Below are 22,690 nucleotides of genomic sequence, written 5' to 3' on the forward strand. Positions count from 1 at the left end.
AGCCTAACCTCGTGGTCCCGCCGGTGTGCATCCCGGTACCGGCGCAACGCCGGAAATCCACACTAAGTCGCCACTGCAAGTCGACGGCAAGCGGACCTAAAGCCGCTTGCCGTACACCTGAGGGTGAACGAGGAGGGGGTGTCGGCCGATGAGTCCGCGAAGCAGACTGGTGCCAGTGGTGGCGAGCGGGGCCGCGAACGCGGTCAAGCTACTGGTCGCCACGTTGACCTTCACCGGCGCGTACGTGGGGGTGGAGGCGTCGCAGAGCGCCTCTGTCAGCGCGCGGGAGGCGGCGGCCGGCACCCCGGTGACCATTGTGACGCTCAGCGCCCGCACCATGCCGGCGACGACCCCCGAGGGCGTCATCGGCATCGAGCCGATCGTCACCGCCGAGAACGCCGAGAACGCCGAGAACGCCGAGCGGCCCGGCGAGCCGGTGGCCGGGGCGATGAAGGCGGCGGGCGCGGCGGCGAACATCGGCGCGGTCACCGTCGGCATCACCGGCGGCCCGCGCCCGTGCGAGAAGGAACTGCGGGCGCGCGGCGAGATCCACAGCGCCGACCCGTCCGCCACCGTCCTGTACGGCTGGCGCCTGGAGCGCTGGAGCCACTCCGCAAGGAAGTGGAAGTCCTACGCCACCACGGTCTCCGGGTTCACCGGCCCCGCGACCGAGGCCCAGTGGAGCACCAACGTGGTCGCCAACCCCGGCTGGTATCGCGTCAAGCTGACCATCGAGGGCGGCACCGGCCCCTCGGCCGTGCGCGGCGAGCGGATCCAGCTCAGTTGCTGACCACGCCGCGCCCGCCCGGGAGCCTTCCACCGGGTCACAGATTGGCCGACAGCGCCCGCCGTGACGCCTCCACCCACCGGGGCACGCCGACCCGTTCGGCGACCGCCACGGCCTTCTCGTAGTGGTCTCTCGCGGCCTCCGGGAGGCCCAGACGGATCGCGAGGTCGCCCAGCGTCAGCGCCACCGGCCACAGCGCGACCACGCCGGTGCCCGCGCCCGCGATGCGGTCGGAGAACGGCTTCAGGGTGTCGTAGGACTCCTGCATCCGCATGCGGTCCTCCAGCAGCATGCCGGTCAGCGCCCGCCAGGTCATGGTCAGCTCGTAGAGGAAGTCGGGCCGCACGGGGGTGCGGACCGCCGCGACGGCGCGGGCGTCGCGCTGGTGACCCGCGGAGGCCAGGGCCAGGGCGTAGGCGTCGAGGGTCCACTTGGCCCCGCGCTGGTGCGCCTCGGACAGCGGCTCGACCATCTCGGCGGCGCGGCCGTCCACCAGGTGCAGGCAGAACGACGTGATCAGCGGGAGGTCCTGGCGGCCCTCCAGCATGCCGGCCCGCGCGGTCAGCCTGGCCGCCTCGCGGTAGGCGGTCTCCGCCCCGGCGTAGTCGCCGGCGATCATCCGCCGCTGCCCGGCGTACCACGCGCCGACGGCCCCGGGGGCGGGCAGGTCGTACTGCCTGGCGAGCTGCTCGGCGGAGGCCACCTCGGCGTCGGCCGTGGCGAAGTCGCCCCTGGCCGCCGCGCACTCCATCAGCACCAGATGGGCCAGCGCCTGCACGGCGACCTGCCCGGACGCCTGGCCGACCGACAGCAGCTCGCGCCCGATCGCCTCGCGCTCGCCCACCGCCGGGATGCCGTAGGACTGGCGCAGCCGCCCGCTGAGCGCCACCGCCAGCAGCGCGGGGTCGCCGCTGAGCCTGGCCAGCTCCTCGGCTTCGAGCGACGCCTCGTGGCCCCGGCCGGTGGCCGAGCCCTCCAGCTCCAGCGCGAGCGTGGCCAGCAGGCTGGCGCGCAGCGCCTGCTCCTGCGCGGGCAGCTCGATCAGCGCCTTCTCGGTGACGTTGACGATCTCCCACGCGGTGCGGGTGAAGTCGCGCGCCATGCCCTTGTGCGGGACGGCGAGCGACGCGGCGACGCGCGCCGTCAGTTCGAGGTCGCCGAGCGGGAGCGCGGCGTCCATGGCGGCCCGGCGCTGCCTGCGCGCCGCCGCCATGTCGCCGCACAGCCCGAGCGCCTTGATCAGCCGCAGCGAGAGCTGCAACCGCTCCCGGACGTGCTGCTCGCCCTCGGTACGGCCCGACCGGTCGAACGCGTTGATCGCCTGCTGCCACAGGTTGGCCGCCTCGCGGTGCGCGAACCGCCGCTCGGCCTGGTCTGCGGCGAGGCTGGCGTAGTGGACGGCCTTGGCCGCCGTCTCCGCCGTCCCCGCAGCGTCGAAGTGGTGGGCGAGCGCGGCGACGTCGGACGGGTTGCGCCGCTCGATGGCCGCGGCCACCGCGGCGTGCAGGCGGGTCCTGCGCAGCCGGGAGGCGTCGGAGTAGAGCGTGTCGCGGACCAGGTCGTGGTCGAAGCGGAGCATGCCCGGCCCCGGCTCGGTGACCAGCCCGGCCAGCAGCGCGGCCTCGACCGCCTCCACCACGGCGTCCTCGTCGCCCGCGACGTCCACCAGCAGGTCGACGTCGACGTCGCGGCCGATGACGGCCGCCTGGAGCAGGATCTGCTGCGCGGGGCCGGGCAGCCGGGCGATCCGGCGGCGCAGCACGTCGCGCACGCCGGACGGCACGCCGGTCAGCACCTCAGCCGAGGTGGTGCGCCCCCTGGTGGCCTCGGAGTCGAGCAGCCGCACGGTCTCGCGCACGAAGAACGGGTTTCCGCCGGTGCGTTCGGCGATGGTGTTGACGGCGTCTTCGTCCACCTCGCGCACACAGGTGGCGCGGACCAGCTCGGCGACGCTCTTCTGGTCGAGCCCGGACAGCCCCACGCGGACCGGGCCGAGCCGGGCGAGCGCCGCGAGGACGTCGGCCTGCTCGCCGGTGATCTCGCTGTCCCTGGCGGTGACCACGAGCAGCACCCTGCTGGTGGCCAGCAGGCTGGGCAGCGCCCGCAGCAGCGCGAGCGTCTGGGCGTCGGCCCAGTGCAGGTCCTCCAGGACGAGCAGCAGCGGGCACTCCTTGGCCACGGCGGCGAGATAGCCGCCGACGGCCCGGTGCAGGCGGAACCCGCCGGAGGCGATGTCGTCGTCGGGCGCGGGCGCGGTGTCGTCCAGCAGCGGCGCGAGGAGCTGGGCGTATTCCCCCGGGCCGACGGTGGACACCAGCTTGCGCAGGATCTCCACCCAGGCCCAGCCCGGCGGGGTCGCGCTGCTGTCGGGGCAGGCGCCCGCGGCGGCGATCCAGCCCTCGGTGCCGAGGGTGAGCGCGAGCCTGCGCACCAGCGTGGACTTGCCCTCGCCCGCGTCGCCGCTCACCACGGCGACGGTGAAGTGGCCGGTACGGCCCGCCGCGGTGACCAGCCGCGCCAGCTCGTTCTCCCGGCCGACGAAGGGCTCGGGCTCCAGCGGTGGAAGGTCGGGCACGGTGGCCGTGGGACGCGGCGGCCAGGTGTCGGCGACGGCGGGCATCGCCCGCGCACGCTGCGGCGGCCCGGCCAGCTCCAGGTCGGGCGACTGGGCCAGGATGTCGGACTCCAGCTTGCGCAGCGCCGGGCCGGGGTCGATGCCCAGCTCGTCGGCCAGGATCGTGCGGGCCCTGCGCAGCGCGGCGAGGGCGTCGCCCTGGCGTCCGCCCCGGTAGAGGCCGAGGGCCAGCAGCCGCCAGCCCTCCTCGCGCAGCGGGTGCTCGGAGGTCAGCGCCTCAAGATCGGGGACCGTCTCGGCCGGCATGCCGAGCCGCAGGCCGGTGTCGGCGTGCCGCTCCCTGGCCACGAGCCGCAGCTCGTTGAGCCGGTTGACCTCCGCCTCGGCCCACGGCTGCTCGGCGAAGTCGGAGTAGGGGGTGCCGCGCCACAGCCCGAGCGCCTTGGCCAGCCGCGCCCGCGCGGACGCGGGATCGTCGGCCTCGGCGTTCTCGCCCGCCGCGCGGACCATCTCCTCGAACCGCAGGGCGTCCACCTGGTCGGGGGCGACGCGCAGCGCGTAGCCCGAGGCCACGGTGACCAGCAGGCGGTTGGGACCGCCTCGGGGCCTGCCGGGTTCGAGCACCCGGCGCAGCCGGGAGATGTAGACCTGGAGCCCCGACTGCGCGCCCTTGGCCGCGTCGTCGTCCCACAGGTCGTAGAGCAGGGAGTCGACGGGGACCACCTGCCCGCGTGCGACGAGTAACCGGGCGAGCACGGCGCGTTGCCGTAGACCGCCGAGGTCGAGCTCGTCGTCGCCTTCGTACGCCTCGACCGGCCCAAGCACGCGGAACGCCACCATGTCAGCCGCCACGCTATGCGCGCCCGTGAAGGGGGCACAAGCCGTACCGGCTCATTGCGGTGCCGGCGTGACCACGGACGCCGATGTTATGGAAATCACCTATGGGGGCGAACGCGGGCATCGGGGATGATGCGCTACTCGCGTGCCGCGGCTCCGTCGCCGTGGACCTCACCGTGGACCTCACCGCGGTCCTCAACGTGGGCCGCCTCCTCGACCTTCCGACCTGATGGCCGACCTGCTCGTCCGTCACGCCTCCGCAAGAGGGACCAGGCGCCGAGCGCCAGCCCACCGAAGGGGATCTCGATAGTGTAGGTCCAGAAGCCGAACAGCAGTGCCGCGGCCGTCGCGGCGGGCAACGGCACACCGAAGGCGTTCAGCAGCGCGAGCACCCCGAGTTCCATGATCCCGGCGCCGCTCGGGGTGACGAGCGCGGTGGTCAGCACCCGTGAGAGGGCGAAGACCGCGATCGACTCGGCGAGTCCGGGGTAGGCGCCGGTGGCCTGCAGACAGCAGATCATGATGAGCCACTGGAAGCCCATGAACGCGATCATGCCGATGGTCAGGCCGGGCCAGCGCCGCCGCACGATGCCCGCGGTGTCGGCGCGCAGCCGGGTCAGCGCCTCGGAGGCGGCGTGCTCGCGGGGGCGCAGCCGGTGGGGGAGCACCCGCACGAAGCCGTCCAGGCCGCGCCCGAGCAGGGCGGCGGCGCGGTCCCAGTACAGGGCGAGCGCCACGATCGCGACGAGCGTCAGGATGGACAGCGCGCCGACCCACCCGGCCTGGGCGATCCGCTGGTCGGGCACCCGCCCGGCGAGCAGCAGCGCCAGGATGCCGACGGCGGGCAGGATGAAGCGGAACAGGTTGTTCCAGATGCCGGTGGTCAGCGTGGAGACCACGACGGCCCGGAACGGGAACCCCCACCCCTTGGTCATCGCGAAGGTCAGCGCCACGCCGAGCGCCCCGCCGAACGGCAGCAGGTTGCTCACCGCGCTGCTGCCCGCGTTGAGCGTGAGCGCCTGCGGATGCGTCAGCCCGGGCAGCGACGAGGTCAGCACCACCGTGTAGGCGGCGAGGCTGGCCAGCCACGTGAGCGACATGAGCAGCACCATCAGCGGGCTCATCTGGGCGAATTCCGACCCGATCTGAGCCCAGGAGACCTCTTTGTCGGTCAGAGCGCCGACGACCTGCGGCAAAAAGACGATCAGTCCGGCCGCCAGGCCGAGCGAGACGACGGACAGAAGGATCTGTATCCGGGTGTTCTTCATGGCGGCCACCAGTCTGCCCTGCGGAATTCCCCGCTGTGCTCATCCCACAGGACGAATCCGTCATCCCTCCGGGGGCGCCTCGAACGGGTGTTTCATCCTGCTGCCGGACGGCAGGTCGCGCCGGACGTACCATTCGGTGCGGAATATCAGCCGGTAGAACGGGCGCGGGATCTTCAGCATCACCCCGAGCGTGCGATCGCCGTCGCCGCCCGTGGCCTGCGTTGCGTGCGCCGCCATGCTGGCGCGCTTCTGCCGCGCGAAACGGCCCACGCTGACCCGGTGGGTGATCGTCTCGGCGGGGGAGTAGGCCCGCTCGAACGTGCGCAGGTCGAGTTCCGGCGGGAACTTGTAGAACCGGCCCGCCAGGCGGAGCGCGCGCAGGAGCAGGTCGCGATCGACCGTGGCCTCCAGCACGATCGGCGTGCCCGCGATCTCGGCCGCCCGCCTGCCCACGCGGTGGACCTGCACGTGGTCGGGATGGCCGTAGCCGCCCGCCGGGTCGTAGATGGTGACCAGGTCGGCGGCCTCCTCCTTGAGCACCGCGGCGAGCCGCTGGGCGGCCTCCTCGGTGTCGGCGTCGATGAAGGCGTTGTCCGGACGGTCGTAGGCCAGGCCGCCGGCCGCGCTCAGCCCGGAGTCGGCGTAGCCGAGCTTCACGACCCGCGCACAGCCCAGCAGCGCCGCCGAGCGGTACAGCTCGGACATGCGGGTCTCGCCCAGCGCCTCGCCGGGCGCCAGGTCGGCCAGCCCGCGCTCGCCGGCCGTGGCCACCACCAGCACGACCCGGTGCCCCTGGGCCGCGAGCATGGCCATGGTCCCGGCCGTGAGCAGCGCCTCGTCATCTGGATGGGCGTGGAAGAAGACTGCTGTGCTTATGGCGCTCATCTCCGTTCCCGCGGCTCAACGGCGTGTCGGGGGGTATGAGCAAACCCTATCCCGCCGTCCGGGCGGAGAACGCGACGTGTGATCCCCCCGTACGCTGAGACGGTGAGGATCCTCCACGTCAGCGACTGCTATCTCCCACGTCTCGGCGGCATCGAGGTCCAGGTCGCCGATCTCACGGCGGCCCAGGCGAAGTCCGGTCACGAGGTCGAAGTGGCCACCGCCACGCCGGGCGACCCGCTGCCCGGCGTGCACAGGATCGTCGCGCCCATGCCGTTCGACCTGCCGGTCCACCCGTTCGGGGTCGGGCGGACGCTGCGGCTGCTGGCCGCGCGTCGGCCCGACGTGGTCCACGTCCACGCGGGCGCCGTGTCGCCGTTCGCCTGGATGGCCGCCCGCGCGGCGGCGCGGGCGCGCCTGCCGCTGGTCGTGACCGTGCACAGCATGTGGGATCCCGTGACCAAGGGCGTCTACGCCGCGCTGGGCGGGACCTACGACTGGCGGCGCTGGGGGCTGGTCGGCACCGCCGTCAGCGAGGCCGCCGCGCGGCCCATCCGCGCGGTCGCCGGGCGCGGCGTGCCGGTGCACGTCGTCTCCAACGGCCTCGACATCTCCGGCTGGCGGCCGACCGGCCCCGCGCGCCATGCCGCGCCGGGCGATCCCGTCCACGTGGTCGCCGTCGGCAGGCTCGCCCCGCGCAAACACCCCCTGCGGCTGCTGAGGATGCTCCAGACGGCCGAGCGCCGCGCCCCCGGCCTCCGGGCCACCATCGTGGGCGACGGCCCGGCCAGGGCCTCCATGGAGCGCCATCTGCGGCGCGAGGGGATGACCGGCTGGGTCGAGCTGCCCGGCAGGCTGTCGCGCGAGCGGATCCGCGCCCTGCTGGCGGAGGCAGACGTCTTCGTGGCCCCGGCGCCCAGGGAGTCCTTCGGCCTGGCCGCCCTGGAGGCGCGGGCCGCCGGGGTGCCCGTGGTGGCGCGGGCGCAGAGCGGCGTGGCCGACTTCGTCAGGCCCGGCGAGGAGGGGCTGCTCGGCCGCGACCTCGCGGAGATGGCCGCCTCCATCGCCAGGCTGGCCACCGACACCGGCCTGCGCGAGCGGATCGCCGCGCACAACCGCGAGACCGAGCCGGTGCGGTGCTCGTGGCCCTCGGTGCTCGCCGGTTTCGAGCGCTGCTACGAGCAGGCGGTGTCCCGCGCGCGGGGCCGTCCGTTCAGCGGTTGAGCGCCACTCAGCGGTTGAGCACCACGATGCCCTCGCGCTCGAAGACCTTCCGGTAACCGGCGGCGACCAGCTCGTCCACCCGCTGGCGCGGGATGTCGGCCGACGCGAACGGGAACTCCCCGTTGCGCACGTCGGCCACCACCCAGGGCGCGCCCCTCGGCTGGTGGTCCAGCAGCAGGACCGTGGTCCGCGAGCTCAGCGCGGGCCCGATCGAGTTCGACGTCTCCACCACGACCCCGGAGGGCACCTTGGCGACCGCCTTTGCGGCGGCCGAGGCCCGCGCGTCCCGCTGGTAGAAGGTCGGATGCACGAGCTGGTCGAAGGCGAAGCGCGGCAGCAGCGTGAGCGCCACCACGAGCGTCCCCGCCGCCCAGACCAGGACCAGCCCCTTGTCCTCCCGCCGCATCCACCCGAGCAACCGCACCAGCCCGTCCACCCCGGCACAGAACAGGATGACGACGGTGAAGGCGCTGTAGTGGAAGTCGGCCGCCCACCACAGCGCGCGGTCGGACAGCATCCGCTCCATCACCATCGGCAGCGCGGCCAGAGCCAGAGGGGAGAGCAGGCAGAGCATCAGCGCCGGCCACGCGAGCAGTAGCACGGTGTCCAGCTTGGTCTCCTCGCCCAAAAGCAGGCGGAACAGGGCCAGGGGATCCCGCACCAGGGCCAGCGCGAGGCCGGGAACGTCGGGGGCGAGGTGGCCGTAGGCCCAGAAGTCGCGGGGGTCGCCGCCCGCCATGGGGATGAGCACCCCGCGCACCAGTATGGTCCAACCGCCGCCGATCAGCCCGAACGAGACTCCGGCCAGGCGTTCGCCGGTGAGGAACAGGAACAGGCCGAAGCCGATCACCATCAGGCCCATGTCCTCCTTCACCAGGAGAAGCGTGGCCATGGCGATGTAGGCATGCGTTTCCTTGCGCGCGTGCAGGCGCTCGATCAGGATCGCGGTGAGCAGCGGGGCGAAGGCGGCCTCGTGGAAGTCGAAGTTGGCCGCCTGTGCCACAGGCCAGGACAAGGCGTAGGCGACGGCGACGAGATAGGCCGGCGTCGTGCCGAGCATTCGGCGGGTGTAGAGCCACAGGAAAGGGATGGCCCCGGCGAGGAGCACGGCCTGGAGCACGATCAGGGTGGCCGGGCCGTCGTGGATCCAGTAGAACGGCGCGAGCAGGGCCAGGATGGGAGAGAAGTGGTCGCCGAGCTGGAGATAGTCCATGCCCCGGTCCAGGGTCACTCCCCGTGAGGGCACGAAGGGGGCGCCGAACCGCGAGTATCCCCGCACCGCCTGGTCGAAGATGACCAGGTCGAAGGTGGTGGCGCGGAAGGTGTGGAGGCGGACCAGGCCGAGGGTGGCGTAGACGGTGGCGGCGGCGGTCACCAGCAGGGCGACTCTGGGGCGGTGGCCCCGCAGGGCCGCCGTCGCGCGGCGGGACAGGGCGTCGGGTAACACCCTCGCGAGCCGGTCCCACCGTCCGGGAGCGGGCGGCGCGCTGGTGCCGTCGGTGATGGTCACGGCGGACACACTAGGAGATCTCTCACATACTTGGCATTTCACCACGTAGGTGGTGGGAGTAGCCGTACCGGTCGCCGCGCCTGGGACCGGCACGGCTACTCGCTCATGTCCGCGGGGGCGTTCCGCGACCGCACGCGCGGCCGTACGGCATGCGCCCCCGCAGCGCCGTAAGGCCGCGCGTGGTCGGCCTGGTCGGCCTAGGAGCAGGCCTGCGCGAGCTTGGTGCCCGCCTCGGTCATCTTGGTGACCGCGTCGTTGGCGGCCGTGGGGTTCGACGCGTCGATCTTGATCCCGCCGAACGAGGTGGACAGGTCGTTCAGCGCCGTGGCGGCCTCGCCGTCGGCCTTGGCGGCCAGGTCCTTGAGCTTGCCGGACAGGTCGGCGAACGCCTTGTTCATGCCCTCCGGGTCGGCGATCTTGGCGGTGACCGTGGTGCTGAAGTCGGTCAGCACCTTCTGGGCGTCGGCGCAGACCGCCGAGCTGCCGCCGGCCGCCGAGTCGCCGCCGGTGGTCGAGTCGCCGTCGGCCGTCGGGCTGCCGCCCGACGACCCGCAGGAGGCGAGGACGACGGCGGTGAGGGTGGAGGCCGCGGCGACACTGACACGGCGGATAAGGACGGTAGACATTGCTCTGCTTTCGGATTTGGGAGTCCTGGGGCTATTGCGACGCAGGTTACGTTAGGGGCGCGGCTTGCGAATGACTTTCATCGTGCTTACAGGGGTAGAAGCACCGCATGACGACGGGGGCGGCGGGCGAGGAGGCTCCGCCCGCGCTCAGGAAGGTCATCGGCCGCCAGATGCTTCTGCTGTTCGTGGTCGGCGACATCCTGGGCGCGGGCATCCACGCGCTGGTGGGCAAGGTCGCGGGACACGTGGGCGGGGCGCTGGGGCTGCCGTTCGTGGTGGCGTGGCGATCGGCGCTACGCCCTGCTGGCCGGTGACGGCGAGCCCGCGCGGGCGCTGTCGTTCCACCCGGTGCACGGCGCGTTCCTCGGGATCCTCGGCGGCACCGCGCTCGCCTTCTACGCGCTGCTCGGCTTGTAGGATTCGGTCAACCTCGCGGAGGAGGCGAAAGACCCCCGCCGCGACTACCCGAGGGCGCTGTTCGGCGGCGTGGCCGTCGCCGCGGTGATCTACCTGGCCGTCGCCTTCACCGCCACAATGCTGGTCGACACCGCGCGCGGCCGTCCCGATCCTGGTCGGCGTGGCGCTGTGGTTCGTCAACCGCCTGATGGTCGGCCGGGGCGCGCCGCCGCCGGACTCGGACCGTCCGGCCGCCGACGCGCCCCCGGGCGGGCTCACCAGTACATGACCGCCGACTGGTTCGACTCCCACGAGGTGTAGAGACGCACGCGCACCACGTACTCGCGGCCCTTGAACAGCCGGACCTTCAGCTCGGCGTTGCGCGGCTGGCCGGCGTCGTCGTCGCCCGCGAGGTAGCGCAGCTCGCCGTCCACCTCCTCGAACAGGACGGTCACCGTGTCGGCCGGGCCGAACGAGCGGACCGTGTACTCGCGGGTGGCGTCGGGCCGGATGCGGTAGTCGGCCTGCTGCCCGGCGTTCAGCGACAGCGGCCTGGACTCGAACGGCTTGAGCGTCGGGTAGTCCGCCGAGTCCATCGCCGGATACCACTCGCGGATGTAGGCCGCGTCGAGGGAGGAGATCGTCCCCGGCGGGCTGATGCCGCTCACCCCGAACTCGGCGGGGGTGAGGATCAGGCCGGGCCGGAACGGGTAGTGCATGATCGAGGTGGCGTCCCAGGTCGAGCCGGAGACCCCCTCCAGCTTCCTGATGATGTTGTTGAACGTCTTCTCCCTGTCCCAGAAGTTGGGCGGGCCGCCGAGTTCGGCGTAAACGGCCTCCTCGTCCCAGACGATCCCGGCGAAGGGGTTCTGGTGCTCGTGCATCATGCCGAGCGTGTGGCCGATCTCGTGCAGCGCGGTGCGCCGCGCGCCGGGCGTGGTCAGGTCCCAGCCGAAGTTCATGGTGCGCTCGCCGACGCCGATGCCGAGGACATCGCGGCCCACGTAGGACCAGGAGCCCTCGCCGCGCGCGAACCCGATCCTGACCTCCGCCTCCGAGCGGTCGAAGACCTCGATGAAGTCGAGCCCGATGCCGAGGCCCTTCCACTCGGCGAAGCTCTCGCGGACGGCGTCCTGCTGCTCCTTGCCGCCGACCCACGTCACGAACTCGGCGCCGTCGGAGGTGACCGTCCGGGAGCCGTCGGACTCGCCGTCGAAGAAGTAGTAGCGCAGCGTGGTGCCGTTCACCCACTTGTTGCCCAGGAGGATGATCGCGTCCATCCGGTTCCTGGACAGCCCGGCCGGTACGACGCGGGCGGGGGTGGGCGGCAGCCCGCAGAGCGCCACCGTGGTGTCTGGCATGAGGTCCTCCAAAGTAGCCGTGCGTCCGCATCGACTCTCTGCCTGTGACGGCGCCCGCGCCTGAGTACCCCGCTACTCAAGCCCACCCGTTCCGGGGGAACAGCCGTGAAAGCGGCGGGGTTGACCCGGACATGGAGCCTGTGCAGCGAGGCCGGGTACGGCTTGAGCCGACGGCCAAGAGGGTGCGTGCCTACCTGAACGGGCGCCCGGTGGCCGACACCGTGCGCGCGCTGATGGTGTGGGAGAGTCCGCACTATCCGACGTACTACATCCCCCTCGAAGACCTGGAGGAGGGCCTGCTGGAGCCGGACGGCGAGACCCGGCACTCACCGAGCCGGGGCGAGGGCGCGGTCCACTCGGTGGACGGCAAGAAGGGCGCGGCGCTCGTATACGCCGAATCGCCGATCGAGCGGCTGCGCGACCGGGTGCGCCTGGACTGGGACGCCATGGACGCCTGGTTCGAGGAGGACGTGGAGGTCTTCGTGCACGCCCGCGACCCGTACACGCGGGTGGACGTGCTGGAGAGCTCCCGCCACGTCAGGGTGGAGGTGGGCGGCGTCACGGTGGCCGACTCGCACCACCCGAAGATCCTGTTCGAGACGGGTCTACCCGCCCGCTACTACCTGCCCAAGACCGACATCAGGCTCGACCTGCTGGAGCCCACGGACACCGTCACCCGGTGCCCGTACAAGGGGTGGGCGGAGTACTGGTCGGTGGCCGGGGAGAAGGACCTGGCCTGGTCGTACCGCACTCCGCTGCGTGAGAGCGGGGAGGTCGCCGGGCTGGTCTCCTTCTACAACGAGAAGGTGGACATCTACCTCGACGGCGTGCTCCAGGAGCGTCCGAAGACGCCCTTCAGTTGATCTCAGTAGGGCAGGACGCGCCCTGACGGAGTACGGAGGTCGAGAGGGCGTTCCGTGAACGCCGGCCGCGGACGCCGCGGGACCACGCGAATTCTCTTCATCCCTGACTCCTCTCGGAGGGCCGGCACTGTTCGGTTACCCGTCCGGGCTCGATATATGTCACCGCACATGTCACCGCCGCGAGGATGTACGGCCCGGCCCCCCGGCCGGGCCGTACGCACCCCCTAGCGGCGGATCACGTGCAGTACGCTGGCGATCCGCTCGGCGGCGGTGGTGACGTCCTCCGCCTGCCCGATCCTGCCGGCCCAGGAGAGCCAGAACCACCATTCGCCATCGCTCTCATGCGCGGCGAACACATCCTCGGACCTGGCGGGGGCCATCGGGTTGATCACATGCAGCCGGGGAAACAGGCCCGTCCGCGACTTCAGTTCGACCTGGAAGGCATGCGCCTCCAGTTGCAGCGCCAGCCGCTGAAGATGATCTATCGCGTCGGCGCTGACGAGTGGGCCGTCTGCCCTCATGCCGATCACTCCTGCCTGGCGTAGGAGGGTTTGCTACCAGTGCAGGGTGCGTCTCCATGCGGTACGACGGCAATCGTCTAAGTTCCGCGTGTTCGTTGGAAGTACCCGGAAAAGACTGGGGAATCCGTGGAAAATACGCGATTCTGGGGAACAGAGAGCACATGACCGATAGTGGCGTGGTGCGCCACGATTAACATCGGTGAAACATCGTGCGAAACATCAGGGCGAGCGGTGGAGGGCGGGCCATGGCCCGAGGGGAACATTCACCGGCGTGCGCGCGTCGCTGGCGGGAGCAGGCCGGAACCCGTCAGTGGACCCCGTGGCAGACCGCGCAGGCGATCCACGGCTGCTGCGGGGTGAGCCTGCTCAAGGCGCACCGCCTGGCCCGGGGATGGTCCGCGCGCCAGGCGATCCAGGAACTGGAGGACCTCTGCGCCCAGCACGGCCTCGGCGAGCCGAGGGCCAGCATCGACCTGCTCAACGCCTGGGAGAACAACCGGGCGCGGCCCCGCCCCCAGACCATCGACCTGCTGGCCAGGCTCTACCGGGCCAACGCCGTACGGCTCGGGCTGTCCGGCGACTACTGCGAGGAGCCCGGCGACGGCGGGGTCGTGGTGGTCCCCTCCGGCGAGGAGCGCCACGAGCCGCACACCCGCTGGTACGGCGAGCGCGACGACACCGAGCGCCGCGCGCTCTTCCACCACGCGCTGCTGGTCGCGGGCCCCGGCATGAACGGGCGGATGCTGGCCGAGGTGGAGCGCACCAGGCAGGACCTCGACCGCACGCTCGCCACCACGTCCGTCACCGAGGACCAGCTCGACATGCTGGACGAGCAGGTGATCCGCTACCGCCGCGAGTACATCACCAACGCGCCGCTGCCGATGCTCTACCGGCTGATGCTGGAGCTGACCGACGTGCGCAGGCTGGCCGAGGCGCGCCAGCCCGCCGTCGCCCAGCGCCGCCTGCTGAACGCCACCACCATGCTCGCGCTGCTGTCGGCGGACGCCCTGATGAAGCTCGGCGACACCCGTCAGGCCCACGCCTGGTACGGCAGCGCCCGCACCGCCTCCGACGACATGGGCGACGTGCGGCTGCGCGCCCTGGTCCGCGCCCAGCAGGCCATGCTGCCGTACTACTACGGCGACCCCGGCGAGACCGTCAGGCTCGCCCGTGAGGCGCGGATGTTAGCCGGCTCCGCCCCCAGCTCACCGGCCGCGCTCGGCGCCGCCGCAGAGGCCAGGGCGCTGGCCAGGCTGGGCGAGCACAAGGCGGCCAGGACCGCGCTGGCCGAGGCCGAGCGCATCTTCTCCCGGATGCCCAGGGAGGGCGGCGACCACCTGGCCTTCCACTTCTCCGAACGACGACTTCGCTTCTACCGCACCTGCACGCTGATCGAGCTGGGGGAGGCGGGCCAGATGGACGACTGGGAATCGGGCGCGAGCGGGCCGTACACGATCGACCCCGCGCTGATCATGCTGGACCAGGCCATCCGGCTGGCCCGGGAGGGGCAGGTCCACGACGCCTGCGGGCTCGCCGAGAAGGCCCTGGCGAACGTCCCGCCCGAGCACCGCACCTCGATCGTGGTGATCAGGGCCAGGGCCCTGCTCGCCGCCGTCCCGCCCGCGCAGCGCGGGCTCTCCTCGGTGCGCCACCTCAACGCCATGATCGACGGCGCCGCCCCGCAGCTCGCGCTGGAGTGCCGATGACGCCTGTGACCTCGCCCGAGCGCAACAGCCTGGCCGAGGAGGCGACCGCCGTGCTCCGCGAGGTCTGCCGGAAGACGGGGCTCGACGCCGAGGGGGCCCACCTGATGCGGGTGCGCAGCAACGCGGTGTTCAAGCTGCGCGGCGAGATCGTGGTGCGGATCGCCACCGCCCCCGACGCCCTCACCCGCACGCCCGTGGTGCTGGCCGTGGCCCGGTGGCTGGCCGAGCGCGGCTTCCCGAGCGTACGGCCCGCCGACGAGCTGGGCGACCAGCCGGTGGTGCAGTCCGGCCGGGTGGTCACCTTCTGGCGTTACGTGCCCGCGAGCGGCCGGCCGACCACCACCGAGCTGGGCCGCATCCTGCGCGACCTGCACCGGTTGCCCGTCCCGCCGTTCGCGCTCAAGCGGCTCGCCGACCCGCTGGCCGACATCCGCAGGACCGTGGAGCGCGCCGCCGCCGACGAGGCGGGCGTGCTCACCCCCCGCCAGCGCGACTGGCTGCGCCACCGGGTGGCCGAGCTGACCGCCCGCTGGGACGACCTGGACGACATCGGGCCGCACGTGCTGCTGCACGGCGACGCCTGGATCGACAACCTGCTGCGCCACGCGGACGGGCACGTGGTGCTGTGCGACTGGGACGGCGTGGCCGTCGGCCCGCGCCAGTGGGACCTGGTGCACACCTACCACGGCCAGCGCAGGTTCGGCCTGACCGCCGGGGACGTGGACGCGTTCGCCGCCGCCTACGGCCGCGACCTGCGCGCCTGGCCCGGCTACTCCACGCTGATGGAGATCAGGGACATGTACGCCGTCGGCATCCACATCCGCAACGCGGCCGGCGACCCGTTCTCCCGCCGGGAGCTGCCCCGGCGTCTCGACTCGCTCACCAAGGGCGACGGGCACGCCAGGTGGTACATGTCGCCCGCGTAGTGTTGGGCTCGTGAGCAAGAGCGTCGCGGCGAAGGTGTCCGAGGTGCTCGGCGCCTTCCTGCCGGGCGACGTACGCCTGTCCCTCACCGAGATCTGCCGCCGGGCGGACGTGCCGCTGACCACCGGCCACCGGCTCGTCCGCGAGCTGACCGCGAGCGGTTTCCTGGAGCGGCTGCCCGAGGGGTCCTACCGGGTGGGGCGGCGGCTGTGGCGGATCGGCGCCCAGGCCGCCGAACTGCGCGAGCTGCGTGAGCTGGCGCTGCCGTACATGGCCGACCTGTACGCCGCGACCAGGGAGAACGTGCAGCTAGCGGTGCTGACCGGCGACCGCGTGCTGTGCCTGGAGCGGTTGCGCGGGCCGCACTCGGTGCCGGTGTTCTCGCGGGTGGCGGGCGAGCTGCCGCTGCACGCGACCGGGGTGGGCAAGGTGCTGCTCGCCTTCGCCGAGGAGGAGCTCGTGGAGCGGGTGATGGCCGGGCCGCTGGCCGCCGTCACCGCGAACACGGTCACCGATCCCGCCCGGCTGCGCGCCGAACTGGCCGAGATCCGCCGCACCGGGGTGGCCCACACCCAGGAGGAGATGTCGATCGGCACGCTGTCGGCGGCGGCACCGGTGCGCGGCAGGGGCGAGCGGGTGGTGGCCGCGCTGTCCGTCGTGGTCTGGCGGCACAGCGCCGACCTGCGGCGGCTCGACCCCGCCGTGTCGCGTGCGGCGAACGCGCTTTCCCGCGATCTGGCGGGCAACTCTTGAGCTGGGGTCTTCCGCTCAGCGGAAGACCACCGGGTGCGACCTTGATCGGACAGAGCATGCTCGTCTCATGCGAACACAGGTCGGGATCGTCGGCGGCGGTCCGGCGGGATTGCTGCTGTCCCATCTTCTCGCCCTGCGCGGCATCGACTCGGTGGTGCTCGAACTGCGGAGCAGGGAGTACTGCGAGCGCCGGGTCCGCGCGGGCGTGCTGGAGCAGGGAACCGTCGACGTCCTCACCGCGGCGGGCGTCGGGGAGCGGCTGCGCCGGGAGGGACTGCCGCACGACGGCATCGAGCTACGGTACGGCGGCGGCACCCACCGCATCGCCTTCGAGAAGCTGGTGCCGGGCAGGAACATCACCGTCTATGGGCAACAGGAGGTCGTCAAAGACCTGATCGAGGCCAGGCTGGCCGCCGAAGGGAAGATCCACTTCGAGGTGGACGACGTCCGGGTCCACGACCTGGACGGCTCGCCGTACATCACCTACGGCGACGGGCAGCGGCTGGACTGCGACGTGATCGCCGGATGCGACGGCTTCCACGGCGTGACCCGCGCGTCGATCCCCGAGGACGCGCTGACCACCTTCCAGCGCGACTACCCCTTCGCCTGGCTTGGCGTGCTGGCCCGGGTGCCTCCGTCCGCCGAGGAGCTCATCTACGCCAGGACCCCCAAGGGCTTCGCGCTGCACAGCATGCGCTCGCCCGAGGTCAGCCGCTTCTACCTGCAGGTCCCGACGGACACGCGGGAGGAGGACTGGCCGGACGAGCGGATCTGGGCCGAGCTGAAGGAGCGGCTGTCCACCGTCCCCGGCTTCACCCTGCACACGGGCCCGATCCTGGAGAAGTCGGTCACCCCGATGCGCTCGTTCGTCACCGAGCCGATGCGCCACGGCAAGCTCTTCCTGGCCGGCGACGCCGCCCACATCGTGCCGCCCACCGGGGCCAAGGGCCTCAACCTGGCGGTCGCCGACGTGACCGTGCTGACCGACGCCCTGGCGCACTGGTACGCCACCGGCGAGACCGGCCTCCTCGACTCCTACTCCGCCACCTGCCTGCGGCGGGTCTGGCGGGCCCAGCACTTCTCCTGGTGGATGACCCACCTGCTGCACACCTTCGACGACGAGGACGCCTACGGCGAACGGCTGCAGACCTCGTACCTGGACTACGTGACCTCGTCGGAGGCGGCGGCGACCACGCTTGCCGAGAACTACGTGGGGATGGCCCTGGGCCGCCTCTGAACATCTGGAGGACCGACATGAGAACCGACCCGCATCCGCCGTACCTGCACCCGGCCTACGCCAGCACGGTGCTGCGCGCGCCGGCGCTGCCGCTGGTGGAGGCCAAACTCGACCCCGAGGCCATCGAGCTGGTCGACCCCGTCTACGGGCACCGGGCCGTCGGCGAACTGGACAACGACCTGACCCTCGGGCACGACGGGGAGCCGCTCGGCGAGCGGATCATCGTCACCGGCCGCCTGCTGGACGACGACGGGCGCGCCGTGCGCAACGCGCTGGTGGAGGTCTGGCAGGCAAACTCCGCCGGGCGCTACGCCCACCAGCGCGACCGGCACCCGGCGCCGCTGGACCCCAACTTCACCGGGTTCGGCCGCTGCCTGACCGACGACGAGGGCCGGTACCGGTTCGTCACGATCAAGCCGGGGGCCTACCCCTGGCGCAACCATCCCAACGCGTGGCGGCCCGCGCACATCCACTTCTCGGTGTTCGGCACCCAGTTCGCGCAGCGGCTGGTCACCCAGATGTACTTCCCCGGCGACCCGCTGTTCGAGCACGACCCGATCATGGGGTCGGTGCCCGACCCGTCGCCGCTGGTGGCGCGGTTCGACCTGGAGACCACCCAGCCGGAGTGGGCGCTGGGCTATCAGTGGGACATCGTCATCAAGGGGGAGGCGTGATGCGGACGCCGTCGCAGACCGTCGGACCGTTCTTCGGATACGCGCTGCCGTACCCGGAGGGCCCGTACACCGTGCCCGAGGATCACCCGGACGCGATCGAGGTGAGCGGCAGGGTCCTGGACGGCGCCGGCGAGCCGGTGCCGGACGCGCTGCTGGAGATCTGCCAGCCGGGGATCTTCGGCCGCTCCCCGACCGACGACGACGGGCGCTACTTCTTCCGTACGGCCAGGCCCGACGCCTACATCCCGCTGCTGGTCTTCGCCCGCGGCCTGCTGAAGCCGGTGTGGACGCGGATCTACCTGGCCGACGGCGATCCCTTCCTGGCCTCCCTCGACGAGCCACGGCGCGCGACGCTCGTGGCCCGCCAGGAGGGCGAGGCGTCATACCGCTTCGACGTGCGCCTTCAGGGCGAAGGCGAGACGGTCTTCCTGTCGCTGTGAGAGGCGTTCGCCGCCGAGATCACAGCTCCACGGACGTCATGTCCGGGTAGCGGTCACCCTGCACCGCTCCCGCCGGAACGGCCTTTTCCAGGGCGGCGAGCAGGTCCGGGGTCAGGTGCACGTCCGCCGCGGCGGTGTTCTCCTCCAGGTAGCGGATCCGCTTGGTCCCCGGGATCGGGATCACGTCGTCGCCCCTGCTCAGCAGCCAGGCCAGGGCGAGCTGGGCGGGGGTGCACCCCGCCTCGGCGGCGATGGCGCGGACCTCGGCGACCAGCGCCAGGTTGTGCTCCATCGCCCCGGTCTGCGTGCGCGGCGCCGACCTGCGGTAGTCGTCGGCGCTCAGGTCGTCGTGCGAGGCGATGGCGCCCGACAGGATGCCCCGGCTGATCGGGGAGTAGGCCACCAGCGCGATCCCCAGCTCGCGGGCGGTGGGCCGGATGGTCTCCTCGATGTCCCTGGTGAACAGGGAGTACTCGCTCTGCAGGGCGGCGATCGGGTGCGTCGCGGCGGCCTTGCGCAGGGTGTCGGCGTTCACCTCGGACAGCCCGAGGTGGCGCACCTTGCCCGCCGTGACCAGTTCGCCCATCGCGCCCACCGACTCCTCGACGGGCACGTCCGGGTTGCGGCGGTGCATGTAGTACAGGTCGATGTGGTCCACGCCGAGGCGCTTGAGCGAGGCGTCGCACGCGGCGCGGATGTAGGCGGGACTGTTGTTCACCTCTCTGGACGCCGGGTCGTCGCCGCGAATGATGCCGAACTTGGTGGCGAGTACCACCTCGTCCCTGTGCCCGGCGATGGCGCGGCCGACGAGTTCCTCGTTGTGGCCTCTGCCGTACATGTCGGCGGTGTCCAGGAAGCCGACGCCGAGGTCCAGCGCGCGGTGGATCACCGCGATCGACTCCTTCTCGTCGGCCGGGCCGTAGAACTCCGACATTCCCATGCAGCCCAGGCCGATGGCGGCGACCTCCGGCCCCCCGTTCCCCAGTCTGCGGTTGATCATTCGCTCCATGGGGACCACCCTGCCCCCTGGAGTGCGCTCCAAGTCAAGTTCGGGGCCGACCCTGATAGGGCCTGCCCCAGCATAGGTGAAGTCATCGCAGGTCAAGGGTGATATGTGAGGCATGTCCCGGTAGAGCCCGCCCTACTCCCCTGGGGGATCCGGTAAGGGACCGGTCAGGGCCGGTTCTGGGGCGATCTCCGATACCCGGGGCGAGCGCTTGCCGGGAGTGTGGTGAGCCATGGGGACGAAAGCACAATCCAACCTCAAAGGGCTGGTCATCACCGGATTCTCGGCGGTCGTCGTGGGGGCGGCGGGTATGCTCGGGCTGCACCTCGGCACCGGGCTCGACCCGCTGCACGGGCTCATCAGCGAGTACGCCTTCCAGCCCGGAGGGTGGCTGCTCGGAGCCTCTCTCACCAGCTTCGCGATCGGGGCCGCGCTCTTCTCGGCGGCCATGATCCGGGCGGCCGGGTGCCGCCGGGTTGCCTGGCTCGTCGCCGCGTGGGGTCTGTGCATGTTCCTCGTCGGGACCTTCCCGACCGATCCGCCCGGCCTGGCGATGTCCATGTCGGGGGAGATCCACCGCTACGCGGCGCTCGTCGCGTTCCTCGCCATGCCGCTCGCGGGGCTGCTGCCGGCCCGGCTGCTCGGCCGTGACCGCTCGGCCGTCGCGATACGCGTGCTCAGCGGGATCGCGCTGGTCTGCCTGGTGAGCGTGCTGGTGCCGTACGCGCTGCGGTTCGCGGGCATTCCGATGAGCAACGAGGACATCCCCGCGGGCCTCACCCAGCGCCTGGTCGTCGTCACCGAGCTGGGGGTGCTGGTCCTGCTCGGCCGCGACCTGCTGGTCCGCGCCAAGGGCATCCTGACCCCGGCGGCCGAGCGCGCCGAGCGCCCCGCGCCGGTGGCCGCCTGAGCCGCCTGAGCCGTCCGGCCTACGCGGCGGTGTTCGCCGAGTCCGCGCCGAGGGTCTCGCAGAGCGCCCGCACCCGGTCGCGGACCCGCTCGTCGAGCACGCTCGCGGGCCACGGGGGCCACGGGGGCCACGGGGGCCACGGGGGCCACGGGGGACACGGCCTCGACGCCTTCACCACCGACCTCGTGACGGCGGCGGCCGGGGCGGCGCTCGACGCCGTGTCCCACGCCTGGGCCGGCGCGGGCGGCCGGGGCGACCGGATCGCCATGGTGGACCGCGCCTTCGCACTGCTCCGCCCGGCCTGCCTGCCGCGCGAGTGAGGGCCGGTCGCCCTCGGGTAGGGGCGATCGGATGAAGAGTCTCCTGAAGCTCATCTTCGCCCGCAAGCTGCTCCGCACGCCGCTCGGCGCGGCGGCCCTGGTCGCGGGCTGGTACCTCGGCCACCGCCGCCGCGAACGCAAACGCCGCGAACACGCCGCCGCCGACCCTCATTACGTGGAGCCCCGCAAAACCGTTTGGGCGGGAAGATGATCACGGCCTACCATCCGGATCCGTGGCGAGCAGGTTGCGCGAGATCACGCCGGAGCGGATCAAGACCGCACTGCGCGAGCGCGCGGGGCGCGTGCTGGCCGTGGCGGCCCACCACGGAGCCCGCCGGCTGGTCCTCGGCGCGTGGGGATGCGGGGTGTTCCGCAACGACCCGCGCGAGGTCGCCGAGGCGTTCCACGGCCACCTGACCGGCGGCGGGGGGTTCGGCGGCGGGTTCGAGCGGGTGGTGTTCGCGGTCTGGGACCGCTCAGCCGTCTCCGCCAACCGCGCCGCGTTCACCGGGACCTTCGGGACCCCCGGCGGCGCGTCCTAGCCCCTCCAGCAGCCCGGCCCACCCGTCGCGGGTCTCGCCGGCGAGGCCCGGGGGCAGGCCGGTGTGCCGCAGGACCAGCACCGTCGCGCCGTCGTCGGCCTTGAGCGTGATCTCGACGCGGGACGACCCCGGCGGGAGGTCGGGCACCCCCGGGGCCTTTTCCCAGCCGAAGGTGAAGACGACCCGCTCGTAGGGCGTCAGCTCCACGAACTCGCCGCGCATGACCGGCCGGGGGCCGCCGCTCATCCGCACCCGCAGCACGCCCCCGGGCTCCGGGACGGCCTGCGCCTCGCCCCACCACCGCGCCAGCCGTACCGGATCGGTGAGGAACCCCCAGACCGTCTCGGGACGCGCCTCGATCCGCAGCACGTGCTCGATCACGCCCCCTCCTCCTTCTCCTCGCGCTCGGCCGCCCGCTTGAGCCGGTCGAGCGGGCTCGCCCACATGTCCGCGAAGAACGCCGCCGCCTCGGCGAGCCCGCCCGGCCGCAGCCGGTAGAACCGCCGGTTGCCCTCGCGCCGCACATCGAGCAGCCCGGCCCCGACCAGCACCCGCAGATGCTGTGAGACGGCGGGACGGCTCATCCTGGGAAACCGCCCGGCGATCTCCCCGGCCGGCGCCTCCCGATCGCGCACCAGCACGAGGATGGCCCGCCGGGTCGGATCCGCGATCGCGCGCAACGCCTCGTCCACGTGCTTACGATACGGTATGTAAGTATTTAAGCAACTTCTTACAAACTCGGAGGGTCCCATGCATGACGAGAACCGCCGTCTGGCCGCCCTGATCGGCCGCTGGCGCTCCGAAGGCCGCACCGTCGCCACCCCGGAGGCCCCGTCCGTCAACATCGGCGGCCACGACGTCTACGAGTGGTTCCCCGGCGAGCAGTTCCTGGTCCACCACGTCGACGTGCTCATGGGCGGCGAAGAGGTCAGGGCCATCGAGATGATCGGCCCCTACGACCCCGCCACCGCCTCCTACCCCATGCGCGCCTTCGACCACCAGGGCGCCTTCACCACCATGGACGCCACCCGCGCCGGCGACACCTGGACCTTCACCGGCCCCACCACCCGAGCCACCCTCACCATCACCCCCGACACCATGCGCGCCCGCTGGGACCGCCTGACCTCTACCTCCACCTGGACCCACTGGATGGACATGACCTTCACCAAGGAACCCTGACCGGCCCCAGTCAGCCTGTCGTGCTCCAGCCCCGGTCCAGGCAGACCAGCGGGGGTATCACTCTAAGTGTGGAATGATCACCATGGGTAAACGACTTAGGTGGATCACCTTAACGCTTCGGGGGGAGCGTCAACCATGACGAACACACG

Annotated in this window: 25 protein-coding genes; 15 read left to right on the forward strand and 10 right to left on the reverse strand. The window is 72.1% G+C overall.

Annotated features, from left to right (window positions below; all coding sequences use genetic code 11):
* Positions 1–148 precede the first annotated feature (148 nt).
* A complete protein-coding gene (locus P3X83_RS32145; RefSeq protein ID WP_277309058.1) occupies positions 149–790 on the forward strand; it encodes a hypothetical protein in 642 nt (213 codons plus the stop codon).
* A gap of 34 nt (positions 791–824) precedes the next feature.
* Here the strand turns inward: P3X83_RS32145 and P3X83_RS32150 are convergent, their stop codons facing one another.
* From P3X83_RS32150 to P3X83_RS32160, 3 genes are all read right to left on the reverse strand, one after another.
* Positions 825–4,214, reverse strand: a complete 3,390-nt coding sequence (locus P3X83_RS32150) for a BTAD domain-containing putative transcriptional regulator (RefSeq protein WP_277309059.1) — start codon at positions 4,212–4,214, stop codon at positions 825–827.
* 122 nt (positions 4,215–4,336) lie between these two features.
* Positions 4,337–5,467: a lysylphosphatidylglycerol synthase transmembrane domain-containing protein gene (locus P3X83_RS32155; RefSeq protein ID WP_277309060.1), complete on the reverse strand. Its 1,131-nt coding sequence runs from the start codon at positions 5,465–5,467 to the stop codon at positions 4,337–4,339.
* Positions 5,468–5,527: 60 nt separating this feature from the next.
* Entirely contained in the window at positions 5,528–6,352 is an 825-nt protein-coding gene (locus P3X83_RS32160; protein ID WP_277309061.1) for a PIG-L family deacetylase, read from the reverse strand.
* Between the two features lie 102 nt (positions 6,353–6,454).
* Between P3X83_RS32160 and P3X83_RS32165 the strand changes: the two genes are divergently transcribed.
* Positions 6,455–7,573: a glycosyltransferase family 4 protein gene (locus P3X83_RS32165; RefSeq protein ID WP_277309062.1), complete on the forward strand. Its 1,119-nt coding sequence runs from the start codon at positions 6,455–6,457 to the stop codon at positions 7,571–7,573.
* Between the two features lie 7 nt (positions 7,574–7,580).
* On the opposite strand, the gene P3X83_RS32170 is transcribed toward P3X83_RS32165, so the two are convergent.
* Both P3X83_RS32170 and P3X83_RS32175 read right to left on the reverse strand, forming a co-directional pair.
* On the reverse strand, positions 7,581–9,083 hold the full coding sequence (locus tag P3X83_RS32170; protein WP_277309063.1) for a DUF2079 domain-containing protein: 1,503 nt from the start codon (positions 9,081–9,083) through the stop codon (positions 7,581–7,583).
* A gap of 197 nt (positions 9,084–9,280) precedes the next feature.
* A complete protein-coding gene (locus P3X83_RS32175) occupies positions 9,281–9,709 on the reverse strand; it encodes a hypothetical protein (protein ID WP_277309064.1) in 429 nt (142 codons plus the stop codon).
* Positions 9,710–9,816: 107 nt separating this feature from the next.
* On the opposite strand from P3X83_RS32175, the gene P3X83_RS32180 reads away from it, so the two are divergent.
* Positions 9,817–10,023 (forward strand): hypothetical protein, encoded by a 207-nt coding sequence (locus P3X83_RS32180; RefSeq protein ID WP_277309066.1) that lies wholly within the window; start codon positions 9,817–9,819, stop codon positions 10,021–10,023.
* 357 nt (positions 10,024–10,380) lie between these two features.
* On the opposite strand, the gene P3X83_RS32185 is transcribed toward P3X83_RS32180, so the two are convergent.
* Positions 10,381–11,466, reverse strand: coding sequence for a M12 family metallopeptidase (locus P3X83_RS32185; protein ID WP_277309067.1), 1,086 nt, complete (start codon positions 11,464–11,466; stop codon positions 10,381–10,383).
* Between the two features lie 131 nt (positions 11,467–11,597).
* Here P3X83_RS32185 and P3X83_RS32190 point away from each other — a divergent pair, with 131 nt between their 5' ends.
* The gene (locus P3X83_RS32190; protein ID WP_277309068.1) at positions 11,598–12,329 is read left to right on the forward strand and encodes a DUF427 domain-containing protein; all 732 of its coding nucleotides are present in this window, start codon (positions 11,598–11,600) and stop codon (positions 12,327–12,329) included.
* A gap of 224 nt (positions 12,330–12,553) precedes the next feature.
* On the opposite strand, the gene P3X83_RS32195 is transcribed toward P3X83_RS32190, so the two are convergent.
* On the reverse strand, positions 12,554–12,850 hold the full coding sequence (locus P3X83_RS32195) for a hypothetical protein (protein ID WP_277309069.1): 297 nt from the start codon (positions 12,848–12,850) through the stop codon (positions 12,554–12,556).
* Between the two features lie 245 nt (positions 12,851–13,095).
* Between P3X83_RS32195 and P3X83_RS32200 the strand changes: the two genes are divergently transcribed.
* The 6 genes from P3X83_RS32200 (at position 13,096) to P3X83_RS32225 (ending at position 18,584) form a co-directional block, all read left to right on the forward strand.
* Positions 13,096–14,556 carry a helix-turn-helix transcriptional regulator gene (locus P3X83_RS32200; protein WP_277309070.1) on the forward strand — a complete coding sequence of 487 codons (1,461 nt, stop codon included), beginning with the start codon at positions 13,096–13,098 and terminating at the stop codon, positions 14,554–14,556.
* Positions 14,553–15,482 carry an aminoglycoside phosphotransferase family protein gene (locus P3X83_RS32205; RefSeq protein WP_277309071.1) on the forward strand — a complete coding sequence of 310 codons (930 nt, stop codon included), beginning with the start codon at positions 14,553–14,555 and terminating at the stop codon, positions 15,480–15,482. Before P3X83_RS32200 ends, P3X83_RS32205 begins: the two co-directional genes overlap by 4 nt.
* Before the next feature lie 10 nt (positions 15,483–15,492).
* On the forward strand, positions 15,493–16,233 hold the full coding sequence (locus P3X83_RS32210; RefSeq protein ID WP_277309072.1) for an IclR family transcriptional regulator: 741 nt from the start codon (positions 15,493–15,495) through the stop codon (positions 16,231–16,233).
* 67 nt (positions 16,234–16,300) lie between these two features.
* Positions 16,301–17,470, forward strand: a complete 1,170-nt coding sequence (pobA, locus tag P3X83_RS32215) for a 4-hydroxybenzoate 3-monooxygenase (protein ID WP_277309073.1) — start codon at positions 16,301–16,303, stop codon at positions 17,468–17,470.
* Positions 17,471–17,487: 17 nt separating this feature from the next.
* Positions 17,488–18,144, forward strand: a complete 657-nt coding sequence (pcaH, locus tag P3X83_RS32220; RefSeq protein WP_277309074.1) for a protocatechuate 3,4-dioxygenase subunit beta — start codon at positions 17,488–17,490, stop codon at positions 18,142–18,144.
* The gene (locus P3X83_RS32225; protein ID WP_277309075.1) at positions 18,144–18,584 is read left to right on the forward strand and encodes a protocatechuate 3,4-dioxygenase subunit alpha; all 441 of its coding nucleotides are present in this window, start codon (positions 18,144–18,146) and stop codon (positions 18,582–18,584) included. Before pcaH ends, P3X83_RS32225 begins: the two co-directional genes overlap by 1 nt.
* Positions 18,585–18,603: 19 nt before the next feature.
* Here the strand turns inward: P3X83_RS32225 and P3X83_RS32230 are convergent, their stop codons facing one another.
* Positions 18,604–19,593 (reverse strand): aldo/keto reductase, encoded by a 990-nt coding sequence (locus P3X83_RS32230; RefSeq protein WP_346742765.1) that lies wholly within the window; start codon positions 19,591–19,593, stop codon positions 18,604–18,606.
* Between the two features lie 229 nt (positions 19,594–19,822).
* Here P3X83_RS32230 and P3X83_RS32235 point away from each other — a divergent pair, with 229 nt between their 5' ends.
* The 4 genes from P3X83_RS32235 to P3X83_RS32250 are packed head-to-tail and all read left to right on the forward strand — an operon-like array spanning position 19,823 to position 21,362.
* Positions 19,823–20,500: a DUF998 domain-containing protein gene (locus P3X83_RS32235; protein ID WP_277309076.1), complete on the forward strand. Its 678-nt coding sequence runs from the start codon at positions 19,823–19,825 to the stop codon at positions 20,498–20,500.
* 29 nt (positions 20,501–20,529) lie between these two features.
* Positions 20,530–20,820: a hypothetical protein gene (locus tag P3X83_RS32240; RefSeq protein ID WP_277309077.1), complete on the forward strand. Its 291-nt coding sequence runs from the start codon at positions 20,530–20,532 to the stop codon at positions 20,818–20,820.
* 31 nt (positions 20,821–20,851) lie between these two features.
* Positions 20,852–21,031 (forward strand): DUF6203 family protein, encoded by a 180-nt coding sequence (locus tag P3X83_RS32245; RefSeq protein ID WP_277309078.1) that lies wholly within the window; start codon positions 20,852–20,854, stop codon positions 21,029–21,031.
* 22 nt (positions 21,032–21,053) lie between these two features.
* Complete coding sequence (locus P3X83_RS32250) at positions 21,054–21,362, forward strand: TIGR02452 family protein (protein ID WP_346742766.1); 309 nt, start codon at positions 21,054–21,056, stop codon at positions 21,360–21,362.
* Here P3X83_RS32250 and P3X83_RS32255 read toward each other — a convergent pair.
* Both P3X83_RS32255 and P3X83_RS32260 read right to left on the reverse strand, forming a co-directional pair.
* On the reverse strand, positions 21,297–21,743 hold the full coding sequence (locus P3X83_RS32255) for an SRPBCC domain-containing protein (RefSeq protein ID WP_277309079.1): 447 nt from the start codon (positions 21,741–21,743) through the stop codon (positions 21,297–21,299). The two genes, P3X83_RS32250 and P3X83_RS32255, sit on opposite strands and share 66 nt — an antisense overlap.
* Positions 21,740–22,054 carry a metalloregulator ArsR/SmtB family transcription factor gene (locus P3X83_RS32260; RefSeq protein WP_277309080.1) on the reverse strand — a complete coding sequence of 105 codons (315 nt, stop codon included), beginning with the start codon at positions 22,052–22,054 and terminating at the stop codon, positions 21,740–21,742. Before P3X83_RS32260 ends, P3X83_RS32255 begins: the two co-directional genes overlap by 4 nt.
* Positions 22,055–22,112: 58 nt before the next feature.
* On the opposite strand from P3X83_RS32260, the gene P3X83_RS32265 reads away from it, so the two are divergent.
* Positions 22,113–22,541 (forward strand): DUF1579 family protein, encoded by a 429-nt coding sequence (locus tag P3X83_RS32265; protein WP_277309081.1) that lies wholly within the window; start codon positions 22,113–22,115, stop codon positions 22,539–22,541.
* Positions 22,542–22,690 lie beyond the last annotated feature (149 nt).

The organism is Spongiactinospora sp. TRM90649 (assembly GCF_029382225.1).
Taxonomy (GTDB): Bacteria; Actinomycetota; Actinomycetes; order Streptosporangiales; family Streptosporangiaceae; genus Spongiactinospora.

Excerpts from the sequence above, each read along its gene's own strand:
- P3X83_RS32145 (WP_277309058.1), top strand. The coding sequence starts at position 149 with ATGAGTCCGCGAAGCAGACTGGTGCCAGTGGTGGCGAGCGGGGCCGCG.
- P3X83_RS32155 (WP_277309060.1), bottom strand. The coding sequence starts at position 5,467 with ATGAAGAACACCCGGATACAGATCCTTCTGTCCGTCGTCTCGCTCGGC.
- P3X83_RS32160 (WP_277309061.1), bottom strand. The coding sequence starts at position 6,352 with ATGAGCGCCATAAGCACAGCAGTCTTCTTCCACGCCCATCCAGATGAC.
- P3X83_RS32175 (WP_277309064.1), bottom strand. The coding sequence starts at position 9,709 with ATGTCTACCGTCCTTATCCGCCGTGTCAGTGTCGCCGCGGCCTCCACC.
- P3X83_RS32180 (WP_277309066.1), top strand. The coding sequence starts at position 9,817 with ATGACGACGGGGGCGGCGGGCGAGGAGGCTCCGCCCGCGCTCAGGAAG.
- P3X83_RS32185 (WP_277309067.1), bottom strand. The coding sequence starts at position 11,466 with ATGCCAGACACCACGGTGGCGCTCTGCGGGCTGCCGCCCACCCCCGCC.
- P3X83_RS32190 (WP_277309068.1), top strand. The coding sequence starts at position 11,598 with ATGGAGCCTGTGCAGCGAGGCCGGGTACGGCTTGAGCCGACGGCCAAG.
- P3X83_RS32195 (WP_277309069.1), bottom strand. The coding sequence starts at position 12,850 with ATGAGGGCAGACGGCCCACTCGTCAGCGCCGACGCGATAGATCATCTT.
- P3X83_RS32200 (WP_277309070.1), top strand. The coding sequence starts at position 13,096 with ATGGCCCGAGGGGAACATTCACCGGCGTGCGCGCGTCGCTGGCGGGAG.
- P3X83_RS32205 (WP_277309071.1), top strand. The coding sequence starts at position 14,553 with ATGACGCCTGTGACCTCGCCCGAGCGCAACAGCCTGGCCGAGGAGGCG.
- pobA (WP_277309073.1), top strand. The coding sequence starts at position 16,301 with ATGCGAACACAGGTCGGGATCGTCGGCGGCGGTCCGGCGGGATTGCTG.
- pcaH (WP_277309074.1), top strand. The coding sequence starts at position 17,488 with ATGAGAACCGACCCGCATCCGCCGTACCTGCACCCGGCCTACGCCAGC.
- P3X83_RS32225 (WP_277309075.1), top strand. The coding sequence starts at position 18,144 with ATGCGGACGCCGTCGCAGACCGTCGGACCGTTCTTCGGATACGCGCTG.
- P3X83_RS32230 (WP_346742765.1), bottom strand. The coding sequence starts at position 19,593 with ATGGAGCGAATGATCAACCGCAGACTGGGGAACGGGGGGCCGGAGGTC.
- P3X83_RS32235 (WP_277309076.1), top strand. The coding sequence starts at position 19,823 with ATGGGGACGAAAGCACAATCCAACCTCAAAGGGCTGGTCATCACCGGA.
- P3X83_RS32245 (WP_277309078.1), top strand. The coding sequence starts at position 20,852 with ATGAAGAGTCTCCTGAAGCTCATCTTCGCCCGCAAGCTGCTCCGCACG.
- P3X83_RS32265 (WP_277309081.1), top strand. The coding sequence starts at position 22,113 with ATGCATGACGAGAACCGCCGTCTGGCCGCCCTGATCGGCCGCTGGCGC.